Below are 22,493 nucleotides of genomic sequence, written 5' to 3' on the forward strand. Positions count from 1 at the left end.
AAAAATCTTGGCCCCTGACAGAGGTTTGGAGACAAAATGCCATTGAAGAAATCCTGGGTGAGCTCGGCCAATTCTGCCGATCACCCTTTTCCTTTGAACAACCTGCCTTATGGCGTGTTTTCGACAGGCGGCGAAGACCCGCATTGTGGTGTTGCAATCGGCGACATGATCCTTGATGTCACAGCTGCCGAGGCCGAGGGACTGGTCGTTCTGGACGACGAACCGCTGTTCGACCTGCCTTTCTGGAACCCGCTGATGGAGCAAGGCCCCGCCGTTTGGGCCGCCCTGCGCAACCGTCTGATGGATCTGCTGGCCGAAGGCAGCGCGGCACAAGAGGACGTCGCGCCTTTGCTTGTGGCGCAGGCAGATGCCGAGCTGCACATGCCTTTTGCCGTCAGCGAATATACCGATTTCTACGCCGGTCGGCACCACGCCCAAAATGTCGGCACCATGTTCCGTGGACCAGAGAATGCATTGCCCCCTAACTGGCTGCATATTCCCATCGGGTATAATGGCCGGGCGTCTTCGGTCGTGGTGTCGGGAACAGATATCCGCCGCCCTTGGGGTCAGTTGAAATCCCCCGATCAGGACCTTCCGGCCTTCCTTCCCAGCCGTCGTTTCGACATCGAGCTTGAGATGGGCGCCATCGTGGGCACGCCCTCTGACGGACCAATTTCCGTACAAGAGGCAGACGACAATATCTTTGGCTATGTCCTTCTGAATGACTGGTCCGCCCGCGACATTCAGGCGTGGGAGTATCAGCCGCTTGGGCCGTTTCAGGCCAAGGCCACCGCCACGTCGATCAGCCCATGGATCGTGACCAAGGCGGCGCTGGAACCTTTCCGCTGTGACACGCCCGAGCGGGATTTTGAGTTGCTGGATCACCTTAAAGAGACCGGCCCGATGCTGTATGACATTGATCTGTCGATCACCATAGCCCCGGACGGCAAGGCCCCGACGACCATTGCGCGGACAAACTATAGTCAGATGTATTACTCCGCCGCGCAGCAACTGGCCCATCATACGACCTCGGGCTGCCCGATGAACACCGGCGATCTGCTGGGGTCCGGCACCATCTCTGGCCCGACAAAGCCCGAGCGCGGTTCGATGCTGGAGCTCAGCTGGGGCGGGAAAGAGCCGCTAACGCTGGAGACCGGCGAAAGCCGCAGCTTTATCGAGGATGGCGACACGCTGACCCTGACAGGGGCGGCCAAGGGGAAAGGGTACACGATCGGATTTGGCGAATGTGCCGGAACCGTGCTGCCCGCGCTTAAAAACCCATATTCGCGATAAGGAACCAGAAATGGCCAAGGCATTTGCGTCCCAAGGGGACATGTCGGAAAAGAAAATCTCGTTCACCGAGGTAGGAGACGGGCTTTATGCCTTTACCGCCGAAGGGGATCCGAATTCGGGCGTCATCATCGGTGATGACAGTGTCATGATTGTCGAGGCACAGGCGACGCCCCGTTTGGCCAACAAGGTAATCGAATGCGTGCGCTCGGTCACCGACAAGCCGATCACGCATGTGGCGCTGACCCATTATCACGCCGTCCGTGTTCTGGGTGCCAGCGCCTTTGGGGCGCAGCAGATCCTGATGTCAGACATGGCCCGCGCGATGGTGGTGGAACGGGGACAGGAAGATTGGGACAGTGAGTTCCAGCGTTTCCCGCGCCTATTCGAAGGGCACGAAAGCATTCCCGGTCTGACCTGGCCCACGACCACGTTCAGCGACACCATGACAGTGTATCTGGGCAAACGTCGGATTGACCTGATGCATCTGGGCCGCGCACATACAGCAGGCGATATCGTGATCCATGTACCCGATCAGAATGTGATGTTTACCGGTGACATCGTCGAGTATCACTCGGCCTGCTACTGCGGTGATGGGCATTTCGGCGACTGGGGCGATACACTGGATGAGATCAAGTGGTTTGATGTCGACGCCATTGCGCCAGGCCGTGGCGATGCCCTGGTCGGCAAGGACATGGTCAATGCAGCCATCGAAAACACCCGCGATTTTGTCGACAGCACCTATCGTCCAGCAGCCAAGGTCGCGGCGCGCGGAGGAAGCCTGAAAGAAGCATGGGACGCGGTGCGCGCCGAATGCGACCCGAAATTCGCCGATTACGCGATCTATGAACACTGCCTGCCCTTCAACGTCGCCCGTGCCTATGACGAGGCGCGCGGGATCGACACCCCACGCATCTGGACCGCCCAACGAGATCTGGAGATGTGGGAAGCCTTGCAGAGTTAAGGACATACGGTCGCATTTGATCCAGATCGTTTTTCGCAGGACGGATTGGTGAGACCCTGGGATCGGGACCACTGAGCCTGAACGGCTGGTGGAAAGGACCCTCAGCGCAGCGCAATGGGAGAGCCCCATGAACAAGATCTTCGAAATACCGCTTTACGCCTACGCGCGAAATCCCGATCAGGACGCCGTAGCCCCAATACGCCACAAGGTGATCGTCATCGGCGCCGGGCCAATCGGCTTGGCCACAGCTATTGATCTGGCACAACAGGGCGTTGAGGTTGTCGTTCTGGACGAAAATGACAAGGTCAGCTTTGGCAGCCGGGCCATCTGTTTTTCACAGCGCACGCTGGACATAGCCGACAGGCTTGGATGCGCAGAGCCCTTGGTCCGGGAAGGTGTTCTTTGGGATACCGGCAAGGTCTTTTTCGACACAAGACAGATCTATGAATTCAATTTGCAGCCAGAACAAGGCTATGCCAATCCGGCCTTTATCAATCTGCAGCAATATCACCTAGAACAGATCCTTGTGGACCGCTTGCGCGCACTCCAAGCTGAAGGCGCGCCAATCGATATTCGCGGCCGCAATAGGGTCGAGGCGATCGGCACCCATGAGGACCATGTCACGCTTGAGGTAGAGACCCCCGAAGGCCCCTACAACATCGAAGCCGACTGGTTGATCGCCTGTGACGGCGCGCACTCTCCGGCCCGCAGGATGCTCGGGTTGGATTTCGACGGGCGCGTGTTCGAAGATAACTTCCTGATAGCTGATGTCGTGATGGAGGCTGACTTTCCTTCCGAACGCTGGTTCTGGTTTGATCCACCGTTCAACAGGGGGCAATCCGCCCTGCTGCACAAACAGCCCGACAATGTCTGGCGCATTGACCTGCAACTGGGCTGGGATATCGACAAGGAACGGGAAAAACGGCCCGAGAATGTGATCCCGCGCCTCAAGGAGATGCTGGGCGAAGATGTCGAATTCGATTTGGAATGGGTCTCGATCTATACCTTCCAGTGTCGCCGGATGGAGCGATTCCGGTATGGCCGGGTCCTGTTTGCCGGTGACAGCGCCCATCAGGTTAGCCCGTTTGGTGCGCGTGGGGCCAATTCGGGTGTGCAGGATTCGGACAACCTGTGTTGGAAGCTGAAGCTGGTTATCGACGGAAAAGCGCCCGATTATTTGCTGGATAGCTACAGCCATGAACGGGTGCAGGCCGCTGATGAGAATATTGCCTATTCCAGTCGCTCGACCGACTTCATCACGCCGAAATCCCAGATGTCCCGCCTGTTGCGCGACGCCGTTCTTGACCTGGGCGAGCACTACGAATTCGCGCGCCCTCTGGTGAATTCCGGCCGTCTGAGCACACCTTGTACCTATGCGGGCTCGTCGTTGAATTCCGCAGATGCGCTGAACGGGCCAGATATTACCCGTCCCGGCGCTGCGTGCCCGGATGCCCCCCTCGGCGCCGCGTTCCTGCTGCCGAAACTCGCGGGCAAGTTTACCCTTTTGACGATTGACGCCGACGCACCAGACACTCTTGAGGAAGACGGGGTTCAGGCAACCCGCTTGGCGTTGTCCGTTAAGGACGATCCGACCCTGGCGCTCAAGCGCCGCTATCTGGGGGATGCCACCAGCGCGGTTTATCTGATCCGTCCCGATCAACACGTGGCCGCCCGCCGTGATACGTACGAAGAAAACGCATTCCGGCAGGCGATCCGCAGGGCCACCGGTAAGGAGTAAGCGAGATGACCCAACTGATCCTCACCCCTAATCTGGACAATGCAGATGATTTCTATTTTGAACTGATCGCCGCCCATGACGGGCTGGATAAATCCGACAGCGACGCGCTGAATGCGCGACTGGTACTGGTGCTAGCCAACCATATCGGAAATGCCGAGGTGTTGTCTGAAGCCCTGAAAGCCGCCAAGCTGAACGAGAACTGACGTAAACAGGAGGCCAGCGATGAGTGACGTAGTTCTGTATGATTATTGGCGCTCGTCGGCCAGCTACCGGGTGCGGATCGCGTTAAACTTGGCTGGCATCACCTATCGTGCGGTGTCTGTCGATCTTGTCGCCGGAGATCACAAATCTGACGCGCATCTGACGCGCAACCCGCAGGGGCTGGTTCCAGTGCTTGAGATTGACGGGCTGCGGCTGACGCAATCTTTGGCAATCATCGACTATCTGGACATGACACGGGGTCTGGGGTTGCTTCCTGCGGAACCCGGTATTCGCGCACAAGCACTGGCGCTGGCACAAACCATCGCAATTGATCTTCACCCAGTCTGCAATTTGTCAGTCGCACGCCATGCAACCGCGCTCAGTGGGAATGCGGAAGGTATGCCTGGCAACTGGATGAACCATTTCATACGACCGGGTCTGCTTGCGTTCGAAGCCCAGTTGGGCGGTTTCCAACAGACCCCATATTGCACTGGGCCGCAGCCAGGGCTGGCTGATCTTTGCCTGGTCCCACAGATGTACAATGCCCGCCGCTATCAGGTCGATCTGACCGACCTGCCCCGTATCCTGGGCGTCGAGGCCGCTTGCGCCAAACACCCAGCCTTTGCCGCAGCGTATCCCGATCAACACGCCCCCACCTGATCCTCTGCACAGGGTCTGTGTGCCGATGCGAATGGGAATTGCCTGACCCCTGCCTTACGTTCTTCAAAACAAAATGCAGGAGGCCCCAATGCCCGAAATCATCGGCTATCACGCCCATGTCTATTTCGATGCAGAAACGCAGGATACCGCCCGGCAGCTCTGTGAAGAAGCAGTGCGCCTGTTCCCAGTTGCAATGGGGCGGATGCACGCCCGCAATGTAGGCCCACATCCAAGGTGGAGCTGCCAGTTGGGCTTTGCAGCCGACGCATTTGATCAGGTCATTCCCTGGCTGACGCTGAATCGGCAAGGGTTGACGATATTCACCCATCCCGAAACCGGCGAGCATCTGGCAGACCACCGCGACCGCGCCATTTGGATGGGTGAGATGCTGGATCTGGATCTGTCGATCTTCGACCAGCTTTAACCCAACGCCTTCGCCTGATCTCTCAGCTTGAACTTCTGAATCTTGCCGGTCGAAGTCTTTGGCAAAGGACCGAAGACCACCGTCTTAGGCACCTTGAAATGGGCCATGTTGTCCCGGCAGAACGCGATGATCTCTGCTTCTGTCGCTTGCCCATCTGGTTTGAGTTCAACAAAGGCGCAGGGTGTTTCGCCCCATTTGTCATCGGGGCGGGCGACCACGGCGGCCTCCATCACGGCGGGGTGCTTGTACAAGATATCCTCAACCTCAACCGATGAGATATTCTCACCTCCCGAGATGATGATATCTTTGGACCGGTCCTTGAGTGCGACATATCCATCCGCATGCATCACCCCAAGATCGCCCGAGGCGAACCAGCCGCCCCGGAACGCCTTGTCCGTGGCATCGGAGTTTTTGAGATACCCTTTCATGACAACATTGCCCTGCATGAAAATCTCACCCAGCGTCTCGCCATCCGCAGGCACGGGTTCCAACGTATCCGGGTCGGCCACCATAAGGCCGGACAGGGCCGAATACCGCACACCCTGACGAACCTTCAAAGCGGCGCGTTCTTCGCCTTCTTTGCTGTTCCATTCATCCTTCCAAGCGCAGACCACGGACGGACCATAAGTCTCGGTCAGGCCATAGACATGGGTAACTTCGATCCCCATATCCTCCATCTTCTTAACTACAGCCGCCGGAGGTGGAGCGCCCGCGGTCATCACTTTGATCTCGTGATCGAAATCCTTAAGGTGATCGGGCGCGTTGGCCAACATGTTCAGAACAATCGGCGCACCACAGAAATGCGTGACCTTCTCATCCCGAAAGGCGGCATAAATCGGCTCATCCCGAACCGCCCGCAGGCAAACCGAGACCCCTGCATTTGCCGCCATAGCCCAAGGGAAACACCAGCCGTTGCAGTGGAACATCGGCAAGGTCCACAGATAGACAGAATGCCGGGGCATGCCCCAGTCCAGCAGATCAGATTGGGCATTCAGGGCCGCACCGCGGTGATGATACACAACCCCTTTTGGATTGCCTGTGGTGCCCGAGGTATAATTCAGCGTGATCGCATTCCATTCATCCGCTGGCAGGGACCATGCGAACTCGGGATCGCCCTCGGCCAAGAGCGCATCGTAAGTCAGACTGCCCTGTTTCTCGCCACCATCAAAGCTGGGATCCTCGATATCGATGACGAGAATATCGTGATCAACCTGTTCAAGTGCGTCTTGCACAACCGCAGAAAATTCCGGATCGACCAGCAGCACCTTGGATTCCGCATGGTTCAGGATGAAGGCAATGATCGGCGCGTCCAGCCGGGTGTTAATCGCGTTCAGCACGGCGCCAGCCATGGGAACGCCAAAATGGGCCTCGTACAGTTCGGGGATGTTTGCTGCGATAATCGAAACTGTATCTCCTCGCCCTATTCCACGCCTATCCAGAGCGCTCGCCAGTCGACGACAACGGGTATAGGTTTCGGCCCAGGAATACCGGCGGACGCCATAAACAACTGACGGGTAATCAGGGTAGACCTGCGCCGTCCGTTCGATAAAGCTTAGCGGTGACAGCGGCGTATAATTCGCCTGGCATTGATCCAAGTGGCGTTCATATATGTTGGCCCCTGTCATCTGCGGATCCTCCCAAATCGCAAGTTGCGCGAATTGAACACAAACATAGTCCCATGACAAACCCGTAGAAATACGGGCTGAGGCGGCCAAATAACTGTGCTGTGCCCGACTGGCGATACCAACCTGCCCGATCTGGCCCTATCTTGTACTGGCCATTCACGCTGATCTGAGCCATCGAATATACAAGCCGAGGCGACACCGCCTCTGCAAGATGTGCACACGCTAATTTTGAAAGGACATGTCATGGACGGCACGTTCAACGAAAACGATCTTTCCCGCGTCGTCGAAGCCGACCGCGCCCATATTTGGCACCACTTGATCCAGCATAAACCCTTTGAAACCAACGACCCGCGCATCATTGTCGAAGGTAAGGGCATGCGTGTCTGGGATCAAAAAGGCAAAGAGCATCTGGACGCTGTATCGGGCGGCGTATGGACTGTGAATGTCGGCTATGGCCGCGAATCGATCTGTAAGGCGGTTTACGACCAGCTGATGAAGCTGTGCTATTTCGCCAACTCGGCGGGCTCGATCCCAGGTGCTTTGTTCGCCGAAAAGCTGATCGAGAAAATGCCTGGCATGAGCCGCGTGTATTACACCAACTCGGGCAGCGAGGCGAATGAGAAGGCGTTCAAGATGGTTCGCCAAATCGCCCACAAGAAATACGGCGGCAAGAAGACCAAGATTTTGTACCGTGACCGCGACTATCACGGCTCGACCCTGGCAGCGATGTCGGCAGGTGGTCAGGACGAGCGCAACGCGCAGTACGGGCCTTTCGCCCCCGGTTTCATCCGCGTGCCGCATTGCATGGAATACCGCAAGCACGAGCTGGACGGTGCGCCCGAAGAGAATTTCGGCGAATGGGCCGCGGATCAGATCGAAGAGGTGATCCTGCGCGAAGGCCCGGATACGGTTGGCGCCCTGTGCCTTGAGCCCGTGACCGCAGGCGGCGGCGTGATCGAAGCGCCCGAGGGTTATTGGCAGCGTGTGCAGGAGATCTGCAAGAAGTACGACATCCTGCTGCATATTGACGAGGTCGTCTGTGGCGTTGGCCGCACCGGTACCTGGTTCGGGTATCAGCAATATGGTGTGAAGCCGGATTTCGTGACCATGGCCAAGGGTGTCGCCTCGGGCTATGCCGCCATCGCCTGCATGGTAACTACTGAGGAAGTCTTTGACATGTTCAAAGAAGACGCCTCGGACCCGATGGGCTATTTCCGCGACATCTCGACCTTTGGGGGCTGCACCGCCGGTCCGGCCGCCGCGATCGAGAACATGCGGATTATCGAGGATGAAAACCTGTTGGGCAACTGCACGGCCATGGGCGACCGGATGACGGGCAACCTTCAGGCGCTGATGGAAAAGCACAAGGTCATCGGCGATGTACGCGGCAAAGGCTTGTTCCTGGGTGCTGAGCTGGTCGCAGACCGCGCGTCCCGTGAGCCAGTTGATGAGAAGCTTGCCCAAGCCGTTGTGGCCGACTGCATGGCGCAAGGCGTGATCATCGGCGTAACTAACCGCTCGGTCCCCGGTCGGAACAACACTCTGTGCTTCTCACCAGCGCTGATTGCCACCGCGGATGACATCGACCAAATCACCGATGCTGTCGATGGCGCACTGGGGCGTGTATTCGGCTGACACCGATAGCAGTCTCTTAGGATGAGACTATGAAAACCGGCGCTGCTTGCGCCGGTTTTTTCTCAATACGGATGCCCGAACCCTCAATATGCGACCGGATGTTCCCGCTCAGTGCTGAATGTCGGCGGCCCGGATTGTAGAATCCGTTGAGCGTAAACTTTGCAACTGACCCCCGAATTAGCCCCTGATCTGCCTCTTGTTTCCATGGCATATTGTCTAAACGAGAGGCGGCAGCAATGAGGCAAGTACCACAATCATTCTAAGTCTATGGTTTCACCATTTAGGTGCATGCGGGAGGACGCCGTGTCTGGCCACCCGGCTTCAAGCGGTTTGTCAAAACCAAACTTGATCTCGGTGAACTGACTGTTGGTGACATCTTGGAGGATTGCAACGTTTCGCAATCCCTCGTCTACAAATGGAGGTCAGGCGTGAAATCTTCACGGGTCAATAGCGTCGCGCGGAACGAAGAACAAATTTTTTCGAAGGTTCTAATTAACGAAGAGACGCAGCCAGGCCGTGATCCAGAAACTGACAATCGCAATCTTCTGGCGCACCGGGAAAGCACCATGCCTTTCCTGCCAATTATCCGGTGAACTGTTTGGTCAAAATTGCACTCGCGATGGATAGCCATTCATGATTTCACCAGCTGGCAACTTTAAATTCTACGCCGCAACCAAGCCAGTCGATTTTCGTAAAGGCATGGGTGGTTTGGAGGCGATCGTTCTGAATGAATTCGATCTCGATCCATTCTGTGGTGCCATATTTGTTTTCCGTTCGACACGCACGGGCCGGCTGAAGCTCATAGTTTGGGACGGGGCGGGTCTTGTGCTGGTCTATAAGCGGATCGGGGGTGAAGGTTTTGAATGGCCACGCGTCAGTGACGGGGTGATGACGATGACCAAATCGCAGTTTGAGGCCCTTTTCGAAGGGCTTGATTCGAAGCGTGTGATAACGCGCGCTTCGGACTGCAATCAGTCCCTGATGTGAATAGCAGCGAACGGCGATACCGAGCCCAAAGCAGAATCTTGAGAGATAGTGGAAGGAGCACTCCGCCGTCACCACGGCGAAGTGCTGAATTGTGTATTTCTAGCCGTTATTGAGACATCCCGCCTTCGCTGGAAACCTGTTTCTCAACTTGGCTTTGATTGGCCAGCTCAGAGCCACGCGGCGGGAACTCTTGGAATGTCTGAAGGTGTTGCTGCACCAGTCGCGCAGCAGGTCCAAACGCCCACATCTTCTGCCCCATCCATTTGGTATACATCCCGGATTCTTCGGCGGCCTTTTCATAAGGATCGCGGCGCAGATTAAACAACATCGGCGCATTTAATTCTTCTTTTGGTCCGGCCCAGCCATGCTCTTGGATTACGAAATGGGCTTTCCAGTCCCTGTAGCGGACGGCCTGAAGGCTCGTGCCTTCGTAGTAGATGATTTCGTCGCGGTTGCTTTCGGCACCTCCCGTCAAATACGACAGTTGGTTGTATCCGTCCAAATGTGCTGTGTAGCCTTCATATCCAGACAAGAGCGCCTCGGGCAGGTTGTCAGGGCCACCTGCCGCTGCCACCAGCGTCGGCATCCAGTCCATACCGGACATAATGCCGTTTGCAACGCGTCCAGCAGGAACATTGCCGGGCCATTTGATAATCGCCGGAACGCGGAAACCACCTTCCCAGGTTGTTCCTTTTTCCCCGTGAAATGGTGTCGTGCCACCATCCGGCCAGGTCATCGTTTCAGGGCCATTGTCAGCAGTGAAAACCACAATTGTGTTGTCAGTGACACCCAACTCGTCAAGCCGCGCCATCACTTTGCCCACATTGTCGTCAAGCTCTTGCATCACAACGTCCTGCAGCCCACGCCCATCGCCCAGCATGTCTTCGTATTTGGGGCTCAGGTGCGTCCAAACATGCGCTCTGGCCGGGGCCATCCATACAAAAAACGGTGTATCCGCTTCGACAGCGCGATCAATAAAGTCGATCGTCTTTTCGGTCACCTCATCATCGAGCGTCTTTTGACGCTCGGGCGGCGCGGGTCCATCGTCCAGGATGCGCTGATTGCCGACCACGCCCCAACGCGGATCCACCGTTTCATCCAGTTCTTCGGTTGCAAAGGCATGTATGATGTTGCGCGGACCGAATTGGGCATTAAATTCGGGATCGTCTGGCCAGTCAGGGTCCGACGTATATTCCATCGCATTCAAATGGTAGAGCCAGCCCCAGTACTCGTCGAAACCTTTTGTTGTTGGCAAAAACTGGTTCTGGTCGCCCAAGTGGTTTTTCCCGAATTGACCGGTGGTATACCCCAAGGCCTTTAGCATGTTTGCAAGCGTGGGGTCTTCATTGCTCAGACCCACGGGATCACCGGGAAGACCAACAGTGTGCATCCCGACACGTACAGGAAACTGACCCGTCAAAAACGCAGCGCGACCTGCGGTACAGGTCGGTTCCGCGTAGTAGTCCGTCAGCCGCGTTCCCGCTTCGGCAAGCTGGTCCAGGTTCGGTGTTTTGATGCTTTTGACGCCTTGGTGGTAGCTTCCCAAGCTGGCCCAACCGACATCGTCAGCCATGATCACCAAAATATTTGGCTTGTCCTCTTGAGCAACTGCGCTTGCGGCGACAGCAACCGAAGCGACGACCGCTCCGACGAAAGTGCGCGCGATTGATAAGCGTTTCTGCATGAATCATCCTTTCTTGCATCGTATCGGGGTCGTCTGGTCGTCCTCATAGCCCCAAATTTATAAGCGCGTAATTACTGTACAGCAGCGGAAAATGTCGCGCTTAATCGTTTGTTGAGCATCGCGTGTGGCTCGATTGAGCTACCATAGTAGAGCTGTGCAAAGGCGGCGATGTCGTTGAACAGAACCACAGCGTTGCCATCTGTGCCTTCATAGACAAGCAGTTTCTGGCAAAAGGCATCAAGACCGATCGCCGGGTAATCCGCCATTGCGACTCCACCGGGCGCTGGCCCCCCGAACAGCAGCAGCTTTGCGGCGGGAAGGGCAACGTCAAACGCGGCAGCTTCTTTCATAAAATCGATCTCGCCGAACCAAATTGTATCTGTTTGCGCGGTCACTGCTTTTTCGAGGCGCGCAACCGTTTCGGCAACGCCATACGCCGACGCAATTTCAATAATGCCAAAATCACGCTCGACAGCATCGGTGGGAATCGGGCTCGGATCTGCGCCATCTACCGCGCGCAGTACCGCTTGCAGGCGCTCATCAAAGGCAGCAAGGGCCGCTGACCCCTCAAGTCCGTGACGTTTGGCGATGAATGCAGAGGACGTGTAAGACAAGGACGGCTTAGCCTCGTCGCCGTATGACAACACCCTGAAGGGCAGATCCAACCCCGCACGAATGTTCTCGCTCAGGATGGCAGCGTTCACGCCGGGATCAGAGAAAAGCAAAACTCTCGACGGTGGCATCTCCACGCCTTCGACAGCCGCCAAACGGGCATGATCTATCTCGATCACCCTTGCCATTTTGGCATCTGTCACCGCCTCTGCCACTGCTTCGAACAAAATATCGGTGTCGGCTTGCAGTGTATCATCTGCATCGGCGGAGATCGGAGTTAATGCCAGCGCAGCGGCCAACAGAGTGTTTCGGATACCCAAGTTGACCCTCCTGATCAAACCGCGCCTTGTTGACGCAAACGAAGCAGAGCCAAAGCTGCGAAAAGGATTTCTGCCAAAAAGTAGAACACCAGCAAGAAATTTGGCAAGCCATCGACCAAAAAGCTCAGCAGTCGGCCAGCGGCGAGCCCTGCCATGAAGAGGAACAGGCTCCAAAGGGCGGCGTTTGTAAGGGCGGGCTTGAATGCCCCGGCAATCCAAAACATCAACATCGCCAGATACAGCCCCATAATTGCCCGGAAGATGTGGGTGAGCTCTGTCGTGTCGACTGGAAATCCCAGCAACATCGGCACACTCGCCGACGGCATCGCGCCATAAGACAGTGCGATCGGGAACAACCCAACGGATGCGAGCAACAAAACAAAACGGTCAGACAAGGAATTTCCCTTTTGGCTGCCTCTACAAGAGCCAGATAGAATATACTTTCAATTCCGCGTTAGGCAACTCAGAACCATGGTCAATTTCCTTACCGCCGGAAACTTACGCGGGACGTTAGGATAATACCGCAGGCACGACCTGCATATCAGGCTTTGTCCCCAACTCAGTCACGCATGTACCATGAGACGTATTACCGCTTTGTCCCGCGACTTGATCCTTAATCCGCCAGTTGATGTTGCTGCGCAGCGAATGGCCGGTCTGATGAAGCTGCATTGCGGCGCCGTCGAGGAAGATGGATGTCTCCTTTGGGCCATCTGCTACGATGCTAGCTCTGCGGATCTGGCAGATGCCGCGCCGCATCTGAGGTCGGTACTGAGCCCAACCTGTACCTTCAGTATTTTTGCTGCGCGCGCTCGCAGCACGAAAATCGCCGTAAGAGGTCAGGTTCCGCCGTCGCAGGGCAGCGGCAAAATCTGCCATTCGTCGATTGCGCAGAATTTTTAATACGACATATTCACAGGTTGCAAGACAAGACAGCCATCGGCTTCAATCGCGCCAACAGCCGCTGACAAATTTAAGAACCGGATTTCCCTGTCAGCATAAATTGATTTGAAGGTGCGCCTGCCCGTCGCTTGTTCGTTCAACAGAATGTCCTTTGGGACCAATTACACCACGAATGCGCGAGCGGAAATTTGAGAAGCCTTCGGATGTGACAACGTCTACGGCTTCATCCAAGTGCACCTCTAACCGGAACCATCCTGGTTTCATGATCGAAATAGAGACCACATGCCCCGTGAACGGTTGCGATAGATACGTTCCGCTGACCTTGTCACCGATGGCCCATCCCTTGGGTGGTCCGTTTCCGATGGCTGCAAACATCGTGTTCCAATCGCGGAACCCGTGTTGGTGGGCGACCAACTCGAGGGACTTGGCATGGCCAATCGATGCACCTTCCTCGGTCAATTTTGTGCGCAAACGCTTAGCTTGATCCTTAGCTTGCGTAGCTGACGGAAATTGCGTGTTCATGACGCCACTCCTTTTTTGGTGTGGAAAATGCCCCATTTTAGCTCTGGGTCTTGGGCGGAGAGCCAAAGCACTACAACAGTAAGACCCAACATCATCACTTCGGCCAGCGGACCCGCATACCAGATGCCAACTTCGCCAAACCAGAAGGGCAACAGAAACGTCAACGGGATCGCAAATGCATAAGGTTTTGTCAGCCCTAGAAGGGCTGCCTTTCCTGCAGATCCAATCGCCTGAAAATAGGTCGCAATCATCATCAACGGGCCCAACAGGAAAAAGACACATGTCATTACCGGCAAGATGCGCGCAACCTCTGCAATGACCGACGTGTCGTCTACAAACGCGCTGGCGATCCGGCTAGGCATGCTAATCACAACGGCCTGCACGATTGCGCAATAAACAAACGCGACCCAAAGTGCCATGCGCAGGCTTGCATCTGACCTTTGCCAAAGTTCAGCACCATAGTTGTTGCCCGTGATCGTCTGCATTGCAAACGACAAGCCCAGAAGTGGCAGGAAAGCAAAGGTGATGACCCGCGTGATGATCCCGTAAGCAGTAATTGTGTCGGCGTAACCCGGGCGACCAATCCATTGGAGGGCTGAGATAATCGCGGCCGACCCGAGAGCTAGTCCAATGAAATTGAGGCTTTGTGGTGCACCCAGTGCGAGGATCCGCCCCCATTTTCCGCATACGGAATGGGACAGCAAGGTCGCAGGACGCAGCGATGTTTCCCCAAACAATCGGTACGCAAAAATGATAGCAAACGCGAGCGCTTGTGCCGCCGCAGTTCCATAGGCTGACCCAGCTACGCCCATGTCCAGAACGGCGATGAGTACGTAGTTGAACCCCATGTTTGCAATCGAAACCAGCAGGCTCATCGCGGCCATAAAGCCCACGCGCCCTTCGTTACGCAGCGCATCAGAATTTACCGACAACACGAACAAAAGCGGTGAGAAGAACACCGTAATCCGCAGGTAGACCAACCCCATTTGCGCCAAAGTCTCTGACCCACCAGCGGCCAGCAATGCAACTGGCTGGCCCAATAGAAGGAACAACACTATCAGAACTGCGCCCAATCCAATTGCCAGCCCATGTGCGCCAGCAAACGTGGCACGCGCGCCGTTCATGTCACCCGCGCCAAGGGATCGCGCCAGAAGGCTCGACATGCCGTTCGCCACAAGCGTGGAAAGCGCCACAATCAACATGTAGATCGGGAACATCAACGTGACCGCAGCCAGCGCATCAGGGCCTACATAAATGCCCAGAAACAGCGCATCTGCAACAGACAGAAGCCCATTCATCCCCATCACGAAAATGATCGGGAGTGCGGTCCTAAAGTAGATGGTGCCAAGCGGCCCATCGGTGAATGTATTGGTGGGGGTATCAGTCATGTCCCATATCTCTCTTGCCTGATCGCGCAATTTGAGATGGGACCCGCATTACCATCCGCGCGATATGCGGAAAGAGGTAGATAGAGAATTACGTCGCAGAACTTAACCAAGACAAAAGTCAGCGGGAGGCAGGCGTCCACAGCCTGTACGTTGGCTAATCTGATATTTTTCTGTCGTCAAGCGGTTAGTCTGCATCCGATTTTGCGGAAGCTGACTTACGCCGCGTTGCAGAAAAATTGGCAAAATGGGCTCTTACCACCAGTTGAAGTGCTCCGCAGAGAGTGGCGACAGGAGAGCCCATAGTTAGAGACGCAGCAACGTGAACCAATGTCTGCTGCTGCTATGCTATAGCCACAATCGGAGGGATTTTACGACCATGGGACAATTCGCCAGCTGATTGGATCAACGCGTTGGCGTCAATGCGGAAATGACGGTACAAATCCGCAATAGACCCGGTTTGGCCGAAATGCTCCACACCGTGCGGAATCGTTTTGTGGCCATGAACAGCACCCAACCAGGACAAAGTTGCCGGGTGTCCGTCGATCACTGTGATCAATGCGCAGTCGCGCGGCACATCTGCCAGCAGCGTTTCGATATGTGCCTCAGCGCCCCGAATGCCATTTGTGCGCGCCCGTTGCGCTGCAGTCCAGCCGGCGTTCAACCGGTCGGCAGAGGTCACTGCCAGAACGCCAACATCCCGCCGCCTCTGGGCGATATGGCCCGCTGCCCTGATGGCCTCCTGGGCAACCGCGCCCTGATAAGCAATGACAACTTCGCAGTTCGGTCCCGGTTTGCGTAGCCAATAGGCACCGTCGATGGCCCCCTGACGGAAATCGTCATCCACGCGTTTACCGGGCTGCTCAATCGGGTTGGTCGTCAGACGTAAATAGACCGAACCGCCGGTCTCGTCGCGCAACCACGTGCGTTCATCGGGATCTCCCTCGCCATCTTTTTGCATATAGGCAAAGGCCCATTCCATGATGACCGCCAATTCATCCGCAAAGGCGGGCTCAAATGCGGCCAACCCGTCTTGCGACATGCCAATCAGCGGCGAAGCGATTGATTGATGCGCCCCGCCTTCCGGCGCCAAAGTGACGCCAGAGGGCGTGCCCACGATCATGAAACGGGCATCCTGATAACAGGCGTAATTCAACGCATCCAAGCCACGGGACACAAAAGGATCATAGACCGTTCCAATGGGAATAAGCCTTTTGCCAAAAACCGAGTGCGAAAGCCCTGCCGCCGCCAGAAGCAAAAACAGGTTCATTTCAGCAATGCCAAGTTCGATATGCTGACCATCTGGTGTAAACTCCCACTTCGCGGTGGAGGGGATATTTTCAGCCTTGAAAGTGTCGGATTGATGGGTGCGCGCAAACAGTTTCCTGCGATTGACCCAAGGGCCAAGATTGGTTGTGCCGGTCACATCCGGAGAGGTCGTCACGATCCGCTCGGCCAGCGCGCTGTTGCCTTTGGACAGGTCATCCAGAATCTTGCCGAATGCCATTTGAGTCGAGATTTCACGACCCGGATCCAACTCAACTGAGGGGACGTCGATAACGTCATCTGAGTATCGGCGCGGCCCGCTGGCGAAGAAGGGCGTCTTTGCCAGCATTTCTTCAAACGCTGCCGGGTCTGCGATGGTGGCAAAGCGCTCCCATTCATCACCCTCAGCAACTCCCATGAATTTCTGCCATTTTGCCATCTGGGTTTTGTTCATCAACCCACCATGGTTGTCCTTATGGCCAGCAATCGGCGTCCCCCAACCCTTGATCGTATAGGCAAGGAAACAGACCGGGCGGGCGTGATCTATTGCGGCGAAGGTATCTGCCATGGTGGTGACGCAGTTCCCACCCAGATTTTCCATCAGAGCGGCCAGTTCGTCATCGCTGCGCGCATCAAGCAACGCGCTTACGTCGCCTTGATCGCCGAGGGTTTCCATCAGTCGCTCGCGCCACACCGCGCCCCCCATGAAAGTCAGTGCCGAGTAGAGCTGGTTGGGGCACTGATCAATCCATTGACGCAGCTTCTCTCCGCCCGGCTCTTTAAACGCAGCGCGTTGCAAAGCGCCGTATTTAACCCGCACAACGTCCCATCCGAAGGCGTCGAAGATTTGCTCAATCCGTTGGAACAGTCCTTCACGCACGACGCCGTCCAATGACTGGCGGTTATAATCAATGATCCACCAGCAATTACGCAGATCGTTCTTCCTTCCCTCTTGCAGGGCCTCATAGATATTGCCTTCGTCCAGCTCAGCATCGCCAACCAATGCGATCATGCGTCCAAGCTTTTGCGTATCGCCCCAGGATTTGGCCTGTACATAATCCTGCACAAGTGACGCAAACGAGGTGATAGCAACGCCAAGACCCACCGACCCGGTCGAAAAATCCACGTCATCGATATCTTTCGTGCGGGAAGGATAGCTTTGCGCGCCGCCAAATCCGCGAAAGTTCTCCAACTTCTCACGGGTCTGGTTGCCCATCAGATACTGAATCGCGTGAAAGACCGGCGAGGCATGCGGTTTGACTGCTACGCGATCTTCCGGACGCAGGGTCTGAAAAAATAACGCGGTCATGATCGATACCATCGACGCCGAAGACGCCTGATGCCCGCCAACCTTGATCCCGTCAGCTTTGGGCCGAATGTGGTTCGCATGGTGGATCATCCAGTGGGACAGCCACAGCAAACGTTGTTCAATTGTTTTGAGATCAATGGACATGGTCAATTTCCTTAAGCTGCGCTGCGGACAGGGGGTCTTGGCAAGGCTTGTTCGAGATCGTGGATCACGTCGTCGATCCCCTCCAGGCCAATGGACAATCGCACCAGCCCATCGCTGATGCCGTGTGCAGCGCGTTCTTCAGGCGTATAGGTCGAATGGGTCATGCTGGCCGGGTGCTGCACCAGTGTTTCAGCATCTCCCAATGATACGGCGCGGGTGATCATTTGCAGTCTGTTCATCATCGCGCGCCCTGCTTCCAGCCCGCCATCCAGTTCAAATGCAATCATGCCGCCGAATTTGGACATCTGCCGCTGCGCGACATCATGCTGCTCGAAACTGCTCAGTCCCGGATACCAGACCTTTCGCACACCGGCGGATTGCTCCAGATATTCGGCGATGGTCGCAGCGCTGCTGCAATGCCGATCCATGCGCAATTCCAGTGTCTTGAGGCCGCGCAGTATGAGCATCGCGTTAAACGGGGCCATGACCGCGCCGGTCATATCTTTCATCCCATAGAGGCGGATTTCAGTCACCAGCTCGGCCGATCCGGCCAGCAACCCTGCAACAACATCTCCGTGACCGCCTAGATATTTCGTCGCCGAGTGCAGAACGATATCTGCGCCATGTTTGATTGGCTGGGTCAGATAGGGCGTGGCATAGGTATTATCCACCACCACGTAGGCGCCGTTGGCATGGGCAATGGCTGATACAGACTGGATATTTACAAGGCGCATATTCGGATTGGCGGGTGTTTCAAAATAGACCACCTTGGTTTTTCCGCTGATCGCCGCTGTCAGGTTTTCCGGCTCCGTCAGATCCACATGGGTCACTGTCACACCGAATTTTGCCAGCCCGTGCCGCATGAAGGAAAATGTGCAGCCATAGAGCGTCTTGTCGAGAATGACCTCATCCCCCGGGGCAAGAAGAGTCCAGATCGTTGCGGTGATCGCCCCCATCCCCGAGGCCAGGGCCAATCCTGCCTCTGCCCCCTCAAGCACCGCGATGCGTTGCTCCAGCAAATCGCAAGTCGGGTTCGAGATGCGCGAATAAACATGCCCTGCCTGCTCGCCCGCGAACATCGCACCGCCTGCTTCCGCGGTTTCGAAAGCGAATGTCGAGGTCAGATGCAGCGGAGGCGTCAACGCGCCTTCGTTTTCCATCGGGTTATAGCCATGGTGAATGGCAAGAGTGGAGAAGCTGTCGGGGCGGTTGCGCATTGGGTGACTCCTTGGTTTTCAAGAAGCAGAGTATGACGACACGAGTGGCAAAATATTCCAAAAATGTCTTATACTACCTCGTTTGTAGCAGTATATGCTAATCTATGAAAAAAATAGACCGTAAAGACCAACAGATCATTCGAGCGTTGCAGCGCAATGGCCGAATGACGAATCAAGACCTGGCAGCAGAGGTGAACTTGTCACCTTCGCCCTGTCTGAGGCGGCTGAAGCTGCTCGAGCAAAATGGAATCATCACCGGCTATAGCGCCAACATAGACGCCGAGGCCTACGGGTTGCCGGTAACGGTATTCGTTCACGTCAAACTGGAAAGCCATACTGAAGCGACTGTAAAGAAATTCGAAGCAGCCATTGCGCGGATTGACCAGGTACTGGAGTGTTTCGTTATGACCGGCTCATCGGATTACCTGCTTCGTGTGGTCGTGGCTGATCTTTCAGATTACGAAAAATTCGTTCGCAGAAAGCTGCATCCTCTTGGAGGTATTGCCTCCATGGACAGCAGCTTTGTCTACGGAGTTGTCAAGAAGACAAATGTATTTCCAGTGACAGAGTAACGTTGCTTGATGAACTGAGATGAAATGATTGCGGACATTAGCGCAGATGCAGCGAAAGCTCGCTTTATGCGTCATTCCAACAAATGCTGCACATCGAGCGAATGAGTGGATTAGGTCATTCTATGGAGAGTGCTTGAATTTATCCCTAACTAGGGATATATGCACAGCATGAGACATAAAAATCAAGCCCGAGAAAACCAAGCCCTGGTGCTGGCCCTGCTACGCAGTCAGCAATTGTTCATGCGCGCTATGGTGTCAGCGTTTCGTTCGGCGGGCCTTACAGCGCCACAATGGGACGCGCTGGAAACACTTAGCAACAAGGGTCCGCTGTCAATCAACGATCTGATGCGGCTGACACTGTCTACATCCGGCAACCTGGATGTGGTTGTCAAAAACCTGGTTCAAGCCGGATGGGTGGAAAAGAGTGTCGATGAAACCGACAGACGGGCGCGCGTTCTGTTATTGACCGCAGCCGGGCGCCAAAAAGTGGCCGAATTCCTGCCACTCCACAATCAAGCTCTGGAACAGATTTTTGGTGATCTCAGCGTGCAGGACAAACGCCAGACGATCAAGACACTCAACCAACTCCGAAAAAAACTGCCTCAACCTTAGAAAGTCGTAACATGCCTAACAAAACACTCCTGACCGCGCATGGCGTGATTTACATGTTGTTCGCGCTCGCGCTGTTCTTTGCCCCGGCCATCCTCTGGCCAAATTACGGCCTGCAATTAAACGACCAATACGCTGTGTTCCTGTCACAGCATAACTCGATATTTCTGGGCGGCATCGGGATCATCAGCTTTCTGTTTCGGGACGTTGAACATGGCAGTGAAGCTGCAATCGCCATTCTCACAGGATTGATGTGGACCAATCTACTTGGCGTCATCATCACGCTTTACGCCTGCCTGACAGGAGTTTTCACCGGGTTTGGCTGGTCTGACCCCATCTTCTTCGCCTTGCTTGCGGTCCTATGCTTCTACCAACTCGGGAAAAACCGCTGAACTTTCCCAAACTCACAAAGGAAACTAAACATGAGTACACTGAAAGTCTGGGATCTGCATATGACCTATGAAGGTCCGATCACAGAAGAATTTCTCGCCGGCACCGAGCAACTTGCAAAGAGTATCGCGGAGGAGCCAGGAATAATCTGGAAGATTTGGACTGTCGAAGATGGAACCAATCACTATGGGTCCACATACCTGTTTCGGAACCGCGAATACCTGGAAAGCTATAAAAGTATGCATCTGAAGCGCCTGGAAGCGATAGGGGTCACAGTGACCGCCGACCATGTTTTCGACATTATGGAAGAGGTCAGTCGCATCAACAGAGCCCCACTTGAAGGCTGACGAGCAATGACCGGACATTGGCACGCTAAACGTTGATGTCCGGTTCGGTCCGCTATCCGGAATTGCAAAGTTTGGTCTTGATTGTCCGCTTTGGGCTGGGTCTGTCATTTGTAGCGTTTGGTATCACCGCTGCTTCACTAAGATACTCGTGATTTTGCTTGAGCTGGCGTCAACACGACCACCATGCTTTATGACAGATCAGACACATTGATAAGGTAGACGAAAACCATGGCAGAACGATTTGAGCGTCACCGTCAAGCTTGGACACAAGAGGAAATTCAAAAATTGCACCTACTGGTGTCAAAGGGGATGGGCTTGAAGGCCATTGCCAAAGCTCTCACGCGCTCTGAGGAATCGACCAAGAGCAGAGCGAAGCTTGACAAAATAAAGATCAAGAAAGCACGCTGATTTTGGTGCCTTTAGTGTACTCCTGTCGTTCTTTACTGCCACGACCAATGTCCGATTTGGGCTGATTGAGCTAAAAAACCCAGATTTTAGTGAAGATGGGCGAAAAACTTGCCCGCAGAAGGCCTTTCCGAATATTCGTCGGGGGTCGGCCCAATACTCTCGTCGGCAATGTCCGAAGCTTTCAGTGGCCCTACCAGGCACTGGGTTGCAATTAAGGCGCCACAACGGGTTCTGGCAGAATGGAATTCAGTTGCTCGGTTTGTTAGGGTTCTGCACCCAAACACCCAATTTAAAAAGCTGCCTTACGGATTAGCGTAGTAAAAAGAAGGAAAGCTATGCCTTGCAACGATCCTAACTTCTGCTGATACAGTGGCGAATTGACCGACAACTTGGCATTCAAAAATCCCGCCCGGTGCTTCGATTGTCACGGACCTGCCGGGAGATAGTGACCCGTTGCCCTCGCACGCCACCACAACAGACAATGCGCCTGTCCCCCCAGCCGAATTTGCCAGTTCTCCCTTTTCAGAGGCCCAGACAGTTTTAATATGGTTCTTCCCTGATTTCGAACTGAACATGACCAAGTATTTACCGTAGCTGCCGCCAATGCCAAAATTAGACATCGGGTATTGTTTACTAGCCGCCCCGCTTAACTCAATTGCAGCGTTGGTCAATTTTTGGCGCTCACTAAGCGAAATACCTAGATAGTCTGCATCGACAACCAAATACGGCAACCCGGCATCGACTAGAGAAACTGGAATGTTTCCACTTAGAGGAAGATTCAATATTTGATTATTAATCAATAGCTTGGGCTTGACAGTAAACCACTTGGCATGTGTCATAACGCTACCTGTTCGGGTTACTTGTACTTCCATGACACCATTTGCTGTTTCCAAAGCAACAACTTGTTGATCTTTGGCTAATGCTTGACGCTTCGCGCTCGCAATTATGGTGGCTGCAGCCATGAGTGCGGTTCCGGCATATGGTGCGTATGCAAACTGAGAGGCTAGAAAAAGTGCCCCATCGGTACCTTGCTCAAAGGGTGGATAGAGTAGGCAAGAGTTGATGAGGTGGTTTCCATTTGGTGGGAGGTTCAAAAAACCCCGAAACTGTTCATGATCCGAACGAAGCTCCAGCAAGGCGCTAGCCGCGTTCCTAGAAACTAGTTTAGGAAGACCAGAAACCGCCACTCGAAGAATATCTCCAGCGAGATCTACATCTATCGCCTCCGTTTGTCCCTGGTGTTTATTAGGCATTGTTCGGCGTCCTGGATATCGTGTGCTACCT

General features: G+C 55.0%; 22 protein-coding genes. 13 read left to right on the top strand and 9 right to left on the bottom strand.

The window, feature by feature from the left end; genetic code table 11:
* The first annotated feature begins 36 nt into the window (after nt 1–36).
* The 6 genes from fahA (at nt 37) to AC2FHX_RS17100 (ending at nt 5,277) form a co-directional block, all read left to right on the top strand.
* Entirely contained in the window at nt 37–1,293 is a 1,257-nt protein-coding gene (fahA, locus tag AC2FHX_RS17075) for a fumarylacetoacetase (protein ID WP_496702845.1), read from the top strand.
* Nucleotides 1,294–1,303: 10 nt separating this feature from the next.
* Entirely contained in the window at nt 1,304–2,254 is a 951-nt protein-coding gene (locus AC2FHX_RS17080; protein WP_496702843.1) for an MBL fold metallo-hydrolase, read from the top strand.
* A 127-nt stretch (nt 2,255–2,381) separates the two neighbouring features.
* The gene (locus AC2FHX_RS17085; protein ID WP_496702841.1) at nt 2,382–3,992 is read left to right on the top strand and encodes an FAD-dependent oxidoreductase; all 1,611 of its coding nucleotides are present in this window, start codon (nt 2,382–2,384) and stop codon (nt 3,990–3,992) included.
* A gap of 5 nt (nt 3,993–3,997) precedes the next feature.
* A complete protein-coding gene (locus tag AC2FHX_RS17090; protein ID WP_271951493.1) occupies nt 3,998–4,195 on the top strand; it encodes a DUF2783 domain-containing protein in 198 nt (65 codons plus the stop codon).
* A gap of 19 nt (nt 4,196–4,214) precedes the next feature.
* A complete protein-coding gene (maiA, locus tag AC2FHX_RS17095) occupies nt 4,215–4,853 on the top strand; it encodes a maleylacetoacetate isomerase (protein ID WP_496702839.1) in 639 nt (212 codons plus the stop codon).
* An 88-nt stretch (nt 4,854–4,941) separates the two neighbouring features.
* Nucleotides 4,942–5,277 carry a DOPA 4,5-dioxygenase family protein gene (locus AC2FHX_RS17100; RefSeq protein WP_142639094.1) on the top strand — a complete coding sequence of 112 codons (336 nt, stop codon included), beginning with the start codon at nt 4,942–4,944 and terminating at the stop codon, nt 5,275–5,277.
* On the opposite strand, the gene AC2FHX_RS17105 is transcribed toward AC2FHX_RS17100, so the two are convergent.
* Nucleotides 5,274–6,902: an acyl-CoA synthetase gene (locus AC2FHX_RS17105; protein ID WP_496702837.1), complete on the bottom strand. Its 1,629-nt coding sequence runs from the start codon at nt 6,900–6,902 to the stop codon at nt 5,274–5,276. The genes AC2FHX_RS17100 and AC2FHX_RS17105 overlap by 4 nt on opposite strands.
* A 243-nt stretch (nt 6,903–7,145) precedes the next feature.
* Here AC2FHX_RS17105 and AC2FHX_RS17110 point away from each other — a divergent pair, with 243 nt between their 5' ends.
* A complete protein-coding gene (locus tag AC2FHX_RS17110; RefSeq protein WP_281995847.1) occupies nt 7,146–8,537 on the top strand; it encodes an aminotransferase family protein in 1,392 nt (463 codons plus the stop codon).
* Nucleotides 8,538–9,170: 633 nt separating this feature from the next.
* Nucleotides 9,171–9,524, top strand: coding sequence for an IS66 family insertion sequence element accessory protein TnpB (gene tnpB / locus AC2FHX_RS17115; RefSeq protein WP_496702835.1), 354 nt, complete (start codon nt 9,171–9,173; stop codon nt 9,522–9,524).
* A gap of 106 nt (nt 9,525–9,630) precedes the next feature.
* Here the strand turns inward: tnpB and AC2FHX_RS17120 are convergent, their stop codons facing one another.
* From AC2FHX_RS17120 to AC2FHX_RS17130, 3 genes are all read right to left on the bottom strand, one after another.
* On the bottom strand, nt 9,631–11,208 hold the full coding sequence (locus AC2FHX_RS17120; protein ID WP_496702833.1) for an arylsulfatase: 1,578 nt from the start codon (nt 11,206–11,208) through the stop codon (nt 9,631–9,633).
* Nucleotides 11,209–11,279: 71 nt separating this feature from the next.
* Nucleotides 11,280–12,140: a DUF302 domain-containing protein gene (locus AC2FHX_RS17125; RefSeq protein ID WP_496702831.1), complete on the bottom strand. Its 861-nt coding sequence runs from the start codon at nt 12,138–12,140 to the stop codon at nt 11,280–11,282.
* A gap of 14 nt (nt 12,141–12,154) precedes the next feature.
* Nucleotides 12,155–12,535, bottom strand: a complete 381-nt coding sequence (locus AC2FHX_RS17130; protein WP_496702829.1) for a DUF4345 domain-containing protein — start codon at nt 12,533–12,535, stop codon at nt 12,155–12,157.
* 181 nt (nt 12,536–12,716) lie between these two features.
* On the opposite strand from AC2FHX_RS17130, the gene AC2FHX_RS17135 reads away from it, so the two are divergent.
* Nucleotides 12,717–13,040 carry a hypothetical protein gene (locus AC2FHX_RS17135; RefSeq protein WP_496692087.1) on the top strand — a complete coding sequence of 108 codons (324 nt, stop codon included), beginning with the start codon at nt 12,717–12,719 and terminating at the stop codon, nt 13,038–13,040.
* 90 nt (nt 13,041–13,130) lie between these two features.
* Here the strand turns inward: AC2FHX_RS17135 and AC2FHX_RS17140 are convergent, their stop codons facing one another.
* From AC2FHX_RS17140 to AC2FHX_RS17155, 4 genes are all read right to left on the bottom strand, one after another.
* The gene (locus AC2FHX_RS17140; protein WP_281973536.1) at nt 13,131–13,562 is read right to left on the bottom strand and encodes a glyoxalase superfamily protein; all 432 of its coding nucleotides are present in this window, start codon (nt 13,560–13,562) and stop codon (nt 13,131–13,133) included.
* A complete protein-coding gene (locus AC2FHX_RS17145) occupies nt 13,559–14,950 on the bottom strand; it encodes an MATE family efflux transporter (protein ID WP_496702825.1) in 1,392 nt (463 codons plus the stop codon). Before AC2FHX_RS17145 ends, AC2FHX_RS17140 begins: the two co-directional genes overlap by 4 nt.
* A gap of 340 nt (nt 14,951–15,290) precedes the next feature.
* Nucleotides 15,291–17,666: a thiamine pyrophosphate-binding protein gene (locus AC2FHX_RS17150; protein WP_496702823.1), complete on the bottom strand. Its 2,376-nt coding sequence runs from the start codon at nt 17,664–17,666 to the stop codon at nt 15,291–15,293.
* Nucleotides 17,667–17,677: 11 nt separating this feature from the next.
* The gene (locus AC2FHX_RS17155) at nt 17,678–18,883 is read right to left on the bottom strand and encodes a methionine gamma-lyase (protein WP_496702821.1); all 1,206 of its coding nucleotides are present in this window, start codon (nt 18,881–18,883) and stop codon (nt 17,678–17,680) included.
* A gap of 113 nt (nt 18,884–18,996) precedes the next feature.
* Between AC2FHX_RS17155 and AC2FHX_RS17160 the strand changes: the two genes are divergently transcribed.
* From AC2FHX_RS17160 to AC2FHX_RS17175, 4 genes are all read left to right on the top strand, one after another.
* Nucleotides 18,997–19,455 (top strand): Lrp/AsnC family transcriptional regulator, encoded by a 459-nt coding sequence (locus AC2FHX_RS17160; protein ID WP_281973936.1) that lies wholly within the window; start codon nt 18,997–18,999, stop codon nt 19,453–19,455.
* A 168-nt stretch (nt 19,456–19,623) separates the two neighbouring features.
* Nucleotides 19,624–20,067 (top strand): MarR family winged helix-turn-helix transcriptional regulator, encoded by a 444-nt coding sequence (locus tag AC2FHX_RS17165; RefSeq protein WP_496702819.1) that lies wholly within the window; start codon nt 19,624–19,626, stop codon nt 20,065–20,067.
* 11 nt (nt 20,068–20,078) lie between these two features.
* On the top strand, nt 20,079–20,456 hold the full coding sequence (locus tag AC2FHX_RS17170; RefSeq protein WP_496702817.1) for a hypothetical protein: 378 nt from the start codon (nt 20,079–20,081) through the stop codon (nt 20,454–20,456).
* A 30-nt stretch (nt 20,457–20,486) separates the two neighbouring features.
* A complete protein-coding gene (locus tag AC2FHX_RS17175; protein WP_496702815.1) occupies nt 20,487–20,801 on the top strand; it encodes a monooxygenase in 315 nt (104 codons plus the stop codon).
* 710 nt (nt 20,802–21,511) lie between these two features.
* Here AC2FHX_RS17175 and AC2FHX_RS17180 read toward each other — a convergent pair.
* Nucleotides 21,512–22,462 (bottom strand): proline racemase family protein, encoded by a 951-nt coding sequence (locus AC2FHX_RS17180; protein ID WP_496702813.1) that lies wholly within the window; start codon nt 22,460–22,462, stop codon nt 21,512–21,514.
* Between the last annotated feature and the right edge of the window lie 31 nt (nt 22,463–22,493).

It is taken from the genome of Ruegeria sp. CDSC042 (assembly GCF_059610745.1).

Bases quoted from the DNA above. Each gene is read 5' to 3' on its own strand.
- AC2FHX_RS17145 (WP_496702825.1), bottom strand. From the start codon at position 14,950: ATGACTGATACCCCCACCAATACATTCACCGATGGGCCGCTTGGCACC.
- fahA (WP_496702845.1), top strand. From the start codon at position 37: ATGCCATTGAAGAAATCCTGGGTGAGCTCGGCCAATTCTGCCGATCAC.
- AC2FHX_RS17110 (WP_281995847.1), top strand. From the start codon at position 7,146: ATGGACGGCACGTTCAACGAAAACGATCTTTCCCGCGTCGTCGAAGCC.
- AC2FHX_RS17105 (WP_496702837.1), bottom strand. From the start codon at position 6,902: ATGACAGGGGCCAACATATATGAACGCCACTTGGATCAATGCCAGGCG.
- AC2FHX_RS17085 (WP_496702841.1), top strand. From the start codon at position 2,382: ATGAACAAGATCTTCGAAATACCGCTTTACGCCTACGCGCGAAATCCC.
- maiA (WP_496702839.1), top strand. From the start codon at position 4,215: ATGAGTGACGTAGTTCTGTATGATTATTGGCGCTCGTCGGCCAGCTAC.
- tnpB (WP_496702835.1), top strand. From the start codon at position 9,171: ATGATTTCACCAGCTGGCAACTTTAAATTCTACGCCGCAACCAAGCCA.
- AC2FHX_RS17150 (WP_496702823.1), bottom strand. From the start codon at position 17,666: ATGTCCATTGATCTCAAAACAATTGAACAACGTTTGCTGTGGCTGTCC.
- AC2FHX_RS17080 (WP_496702843.1), top strand. From the start codon at position 1,304: ATGGCCAAGGCATTTGCGTCCCAAGGGGACATGTCGGAAAAGAAAATC.
- AC2FHX_RS17090 (WP_271951493.1), top strand. From the start codon at position 3,998: ATGACCCAACTGATCCTCACCCCTAATCTGGACAATGCAGATGATTTC.
- AC2FHX_RS17170 (WP_496702817.1), top strand. From the start codon at position 20,079: ATGCCTAACAAAACACTCCTGACCGCGCATGGCGTGATTTACATGTTG.
- AC2FHX_RS17120 (WP_496702833.1), bottom strand. From the start codon at position 11,208: ATGCAGAAACGCTTATCAATCGCGCGCACTTTCGTCGGAGCGGTCGTC.
- AC2FHX_RS17175 (WP_496702815.1), top strand. From the start codon at position 20,487: ATGAGTACACTGAAAGTCTGGGATCTGCATATGACCTATGAAGGTCCG.
- AC2FHX_RS17165 (WP_496702819.1), top strand. From the start codon at position 19,624: ATGAGACATAAAAATCAAGCCCGAGAAAACCAAGCCCTGGTGCTGGCC.
- AC2FHX_RS17100 (WP_142639094.1), top strand. From the start codon at position 4,942: ATGCCCGAAATCATCGGCTATCACGCCCATGTCTATTTCGATGCAGAA.
- AC2FHX_RS17135 (WP_496692087.1), top strand. From the start codon at position 12,717: ATGAGACGTATTACCGCTTTGTCCCGCGACTTGATCCTTAATCCGCCA.
- AC2FHX_RS17140 (WP_281973536.1), bottom strand. From the start codon at position 13,562: ATGAACACGCAATTTCCGTCAGCTACGCAAGCTAAGGATCAAGCTAAG.
- AC2FHX_RS17155 (WP_496702821.1), bottom strand. From the start codon at position 18,883: ATGCGCAACCGCCCCGACAGCTTCTCCACTCTTGCCATTCACCATGGC.
- AC2FHX_RS17180 (WP_496702813.1), bottom strand. From the start codon at position 22,462: ATGCCTAATAAACACCAGGGACAAACGGAGGCGATAGATGTAGATCTC.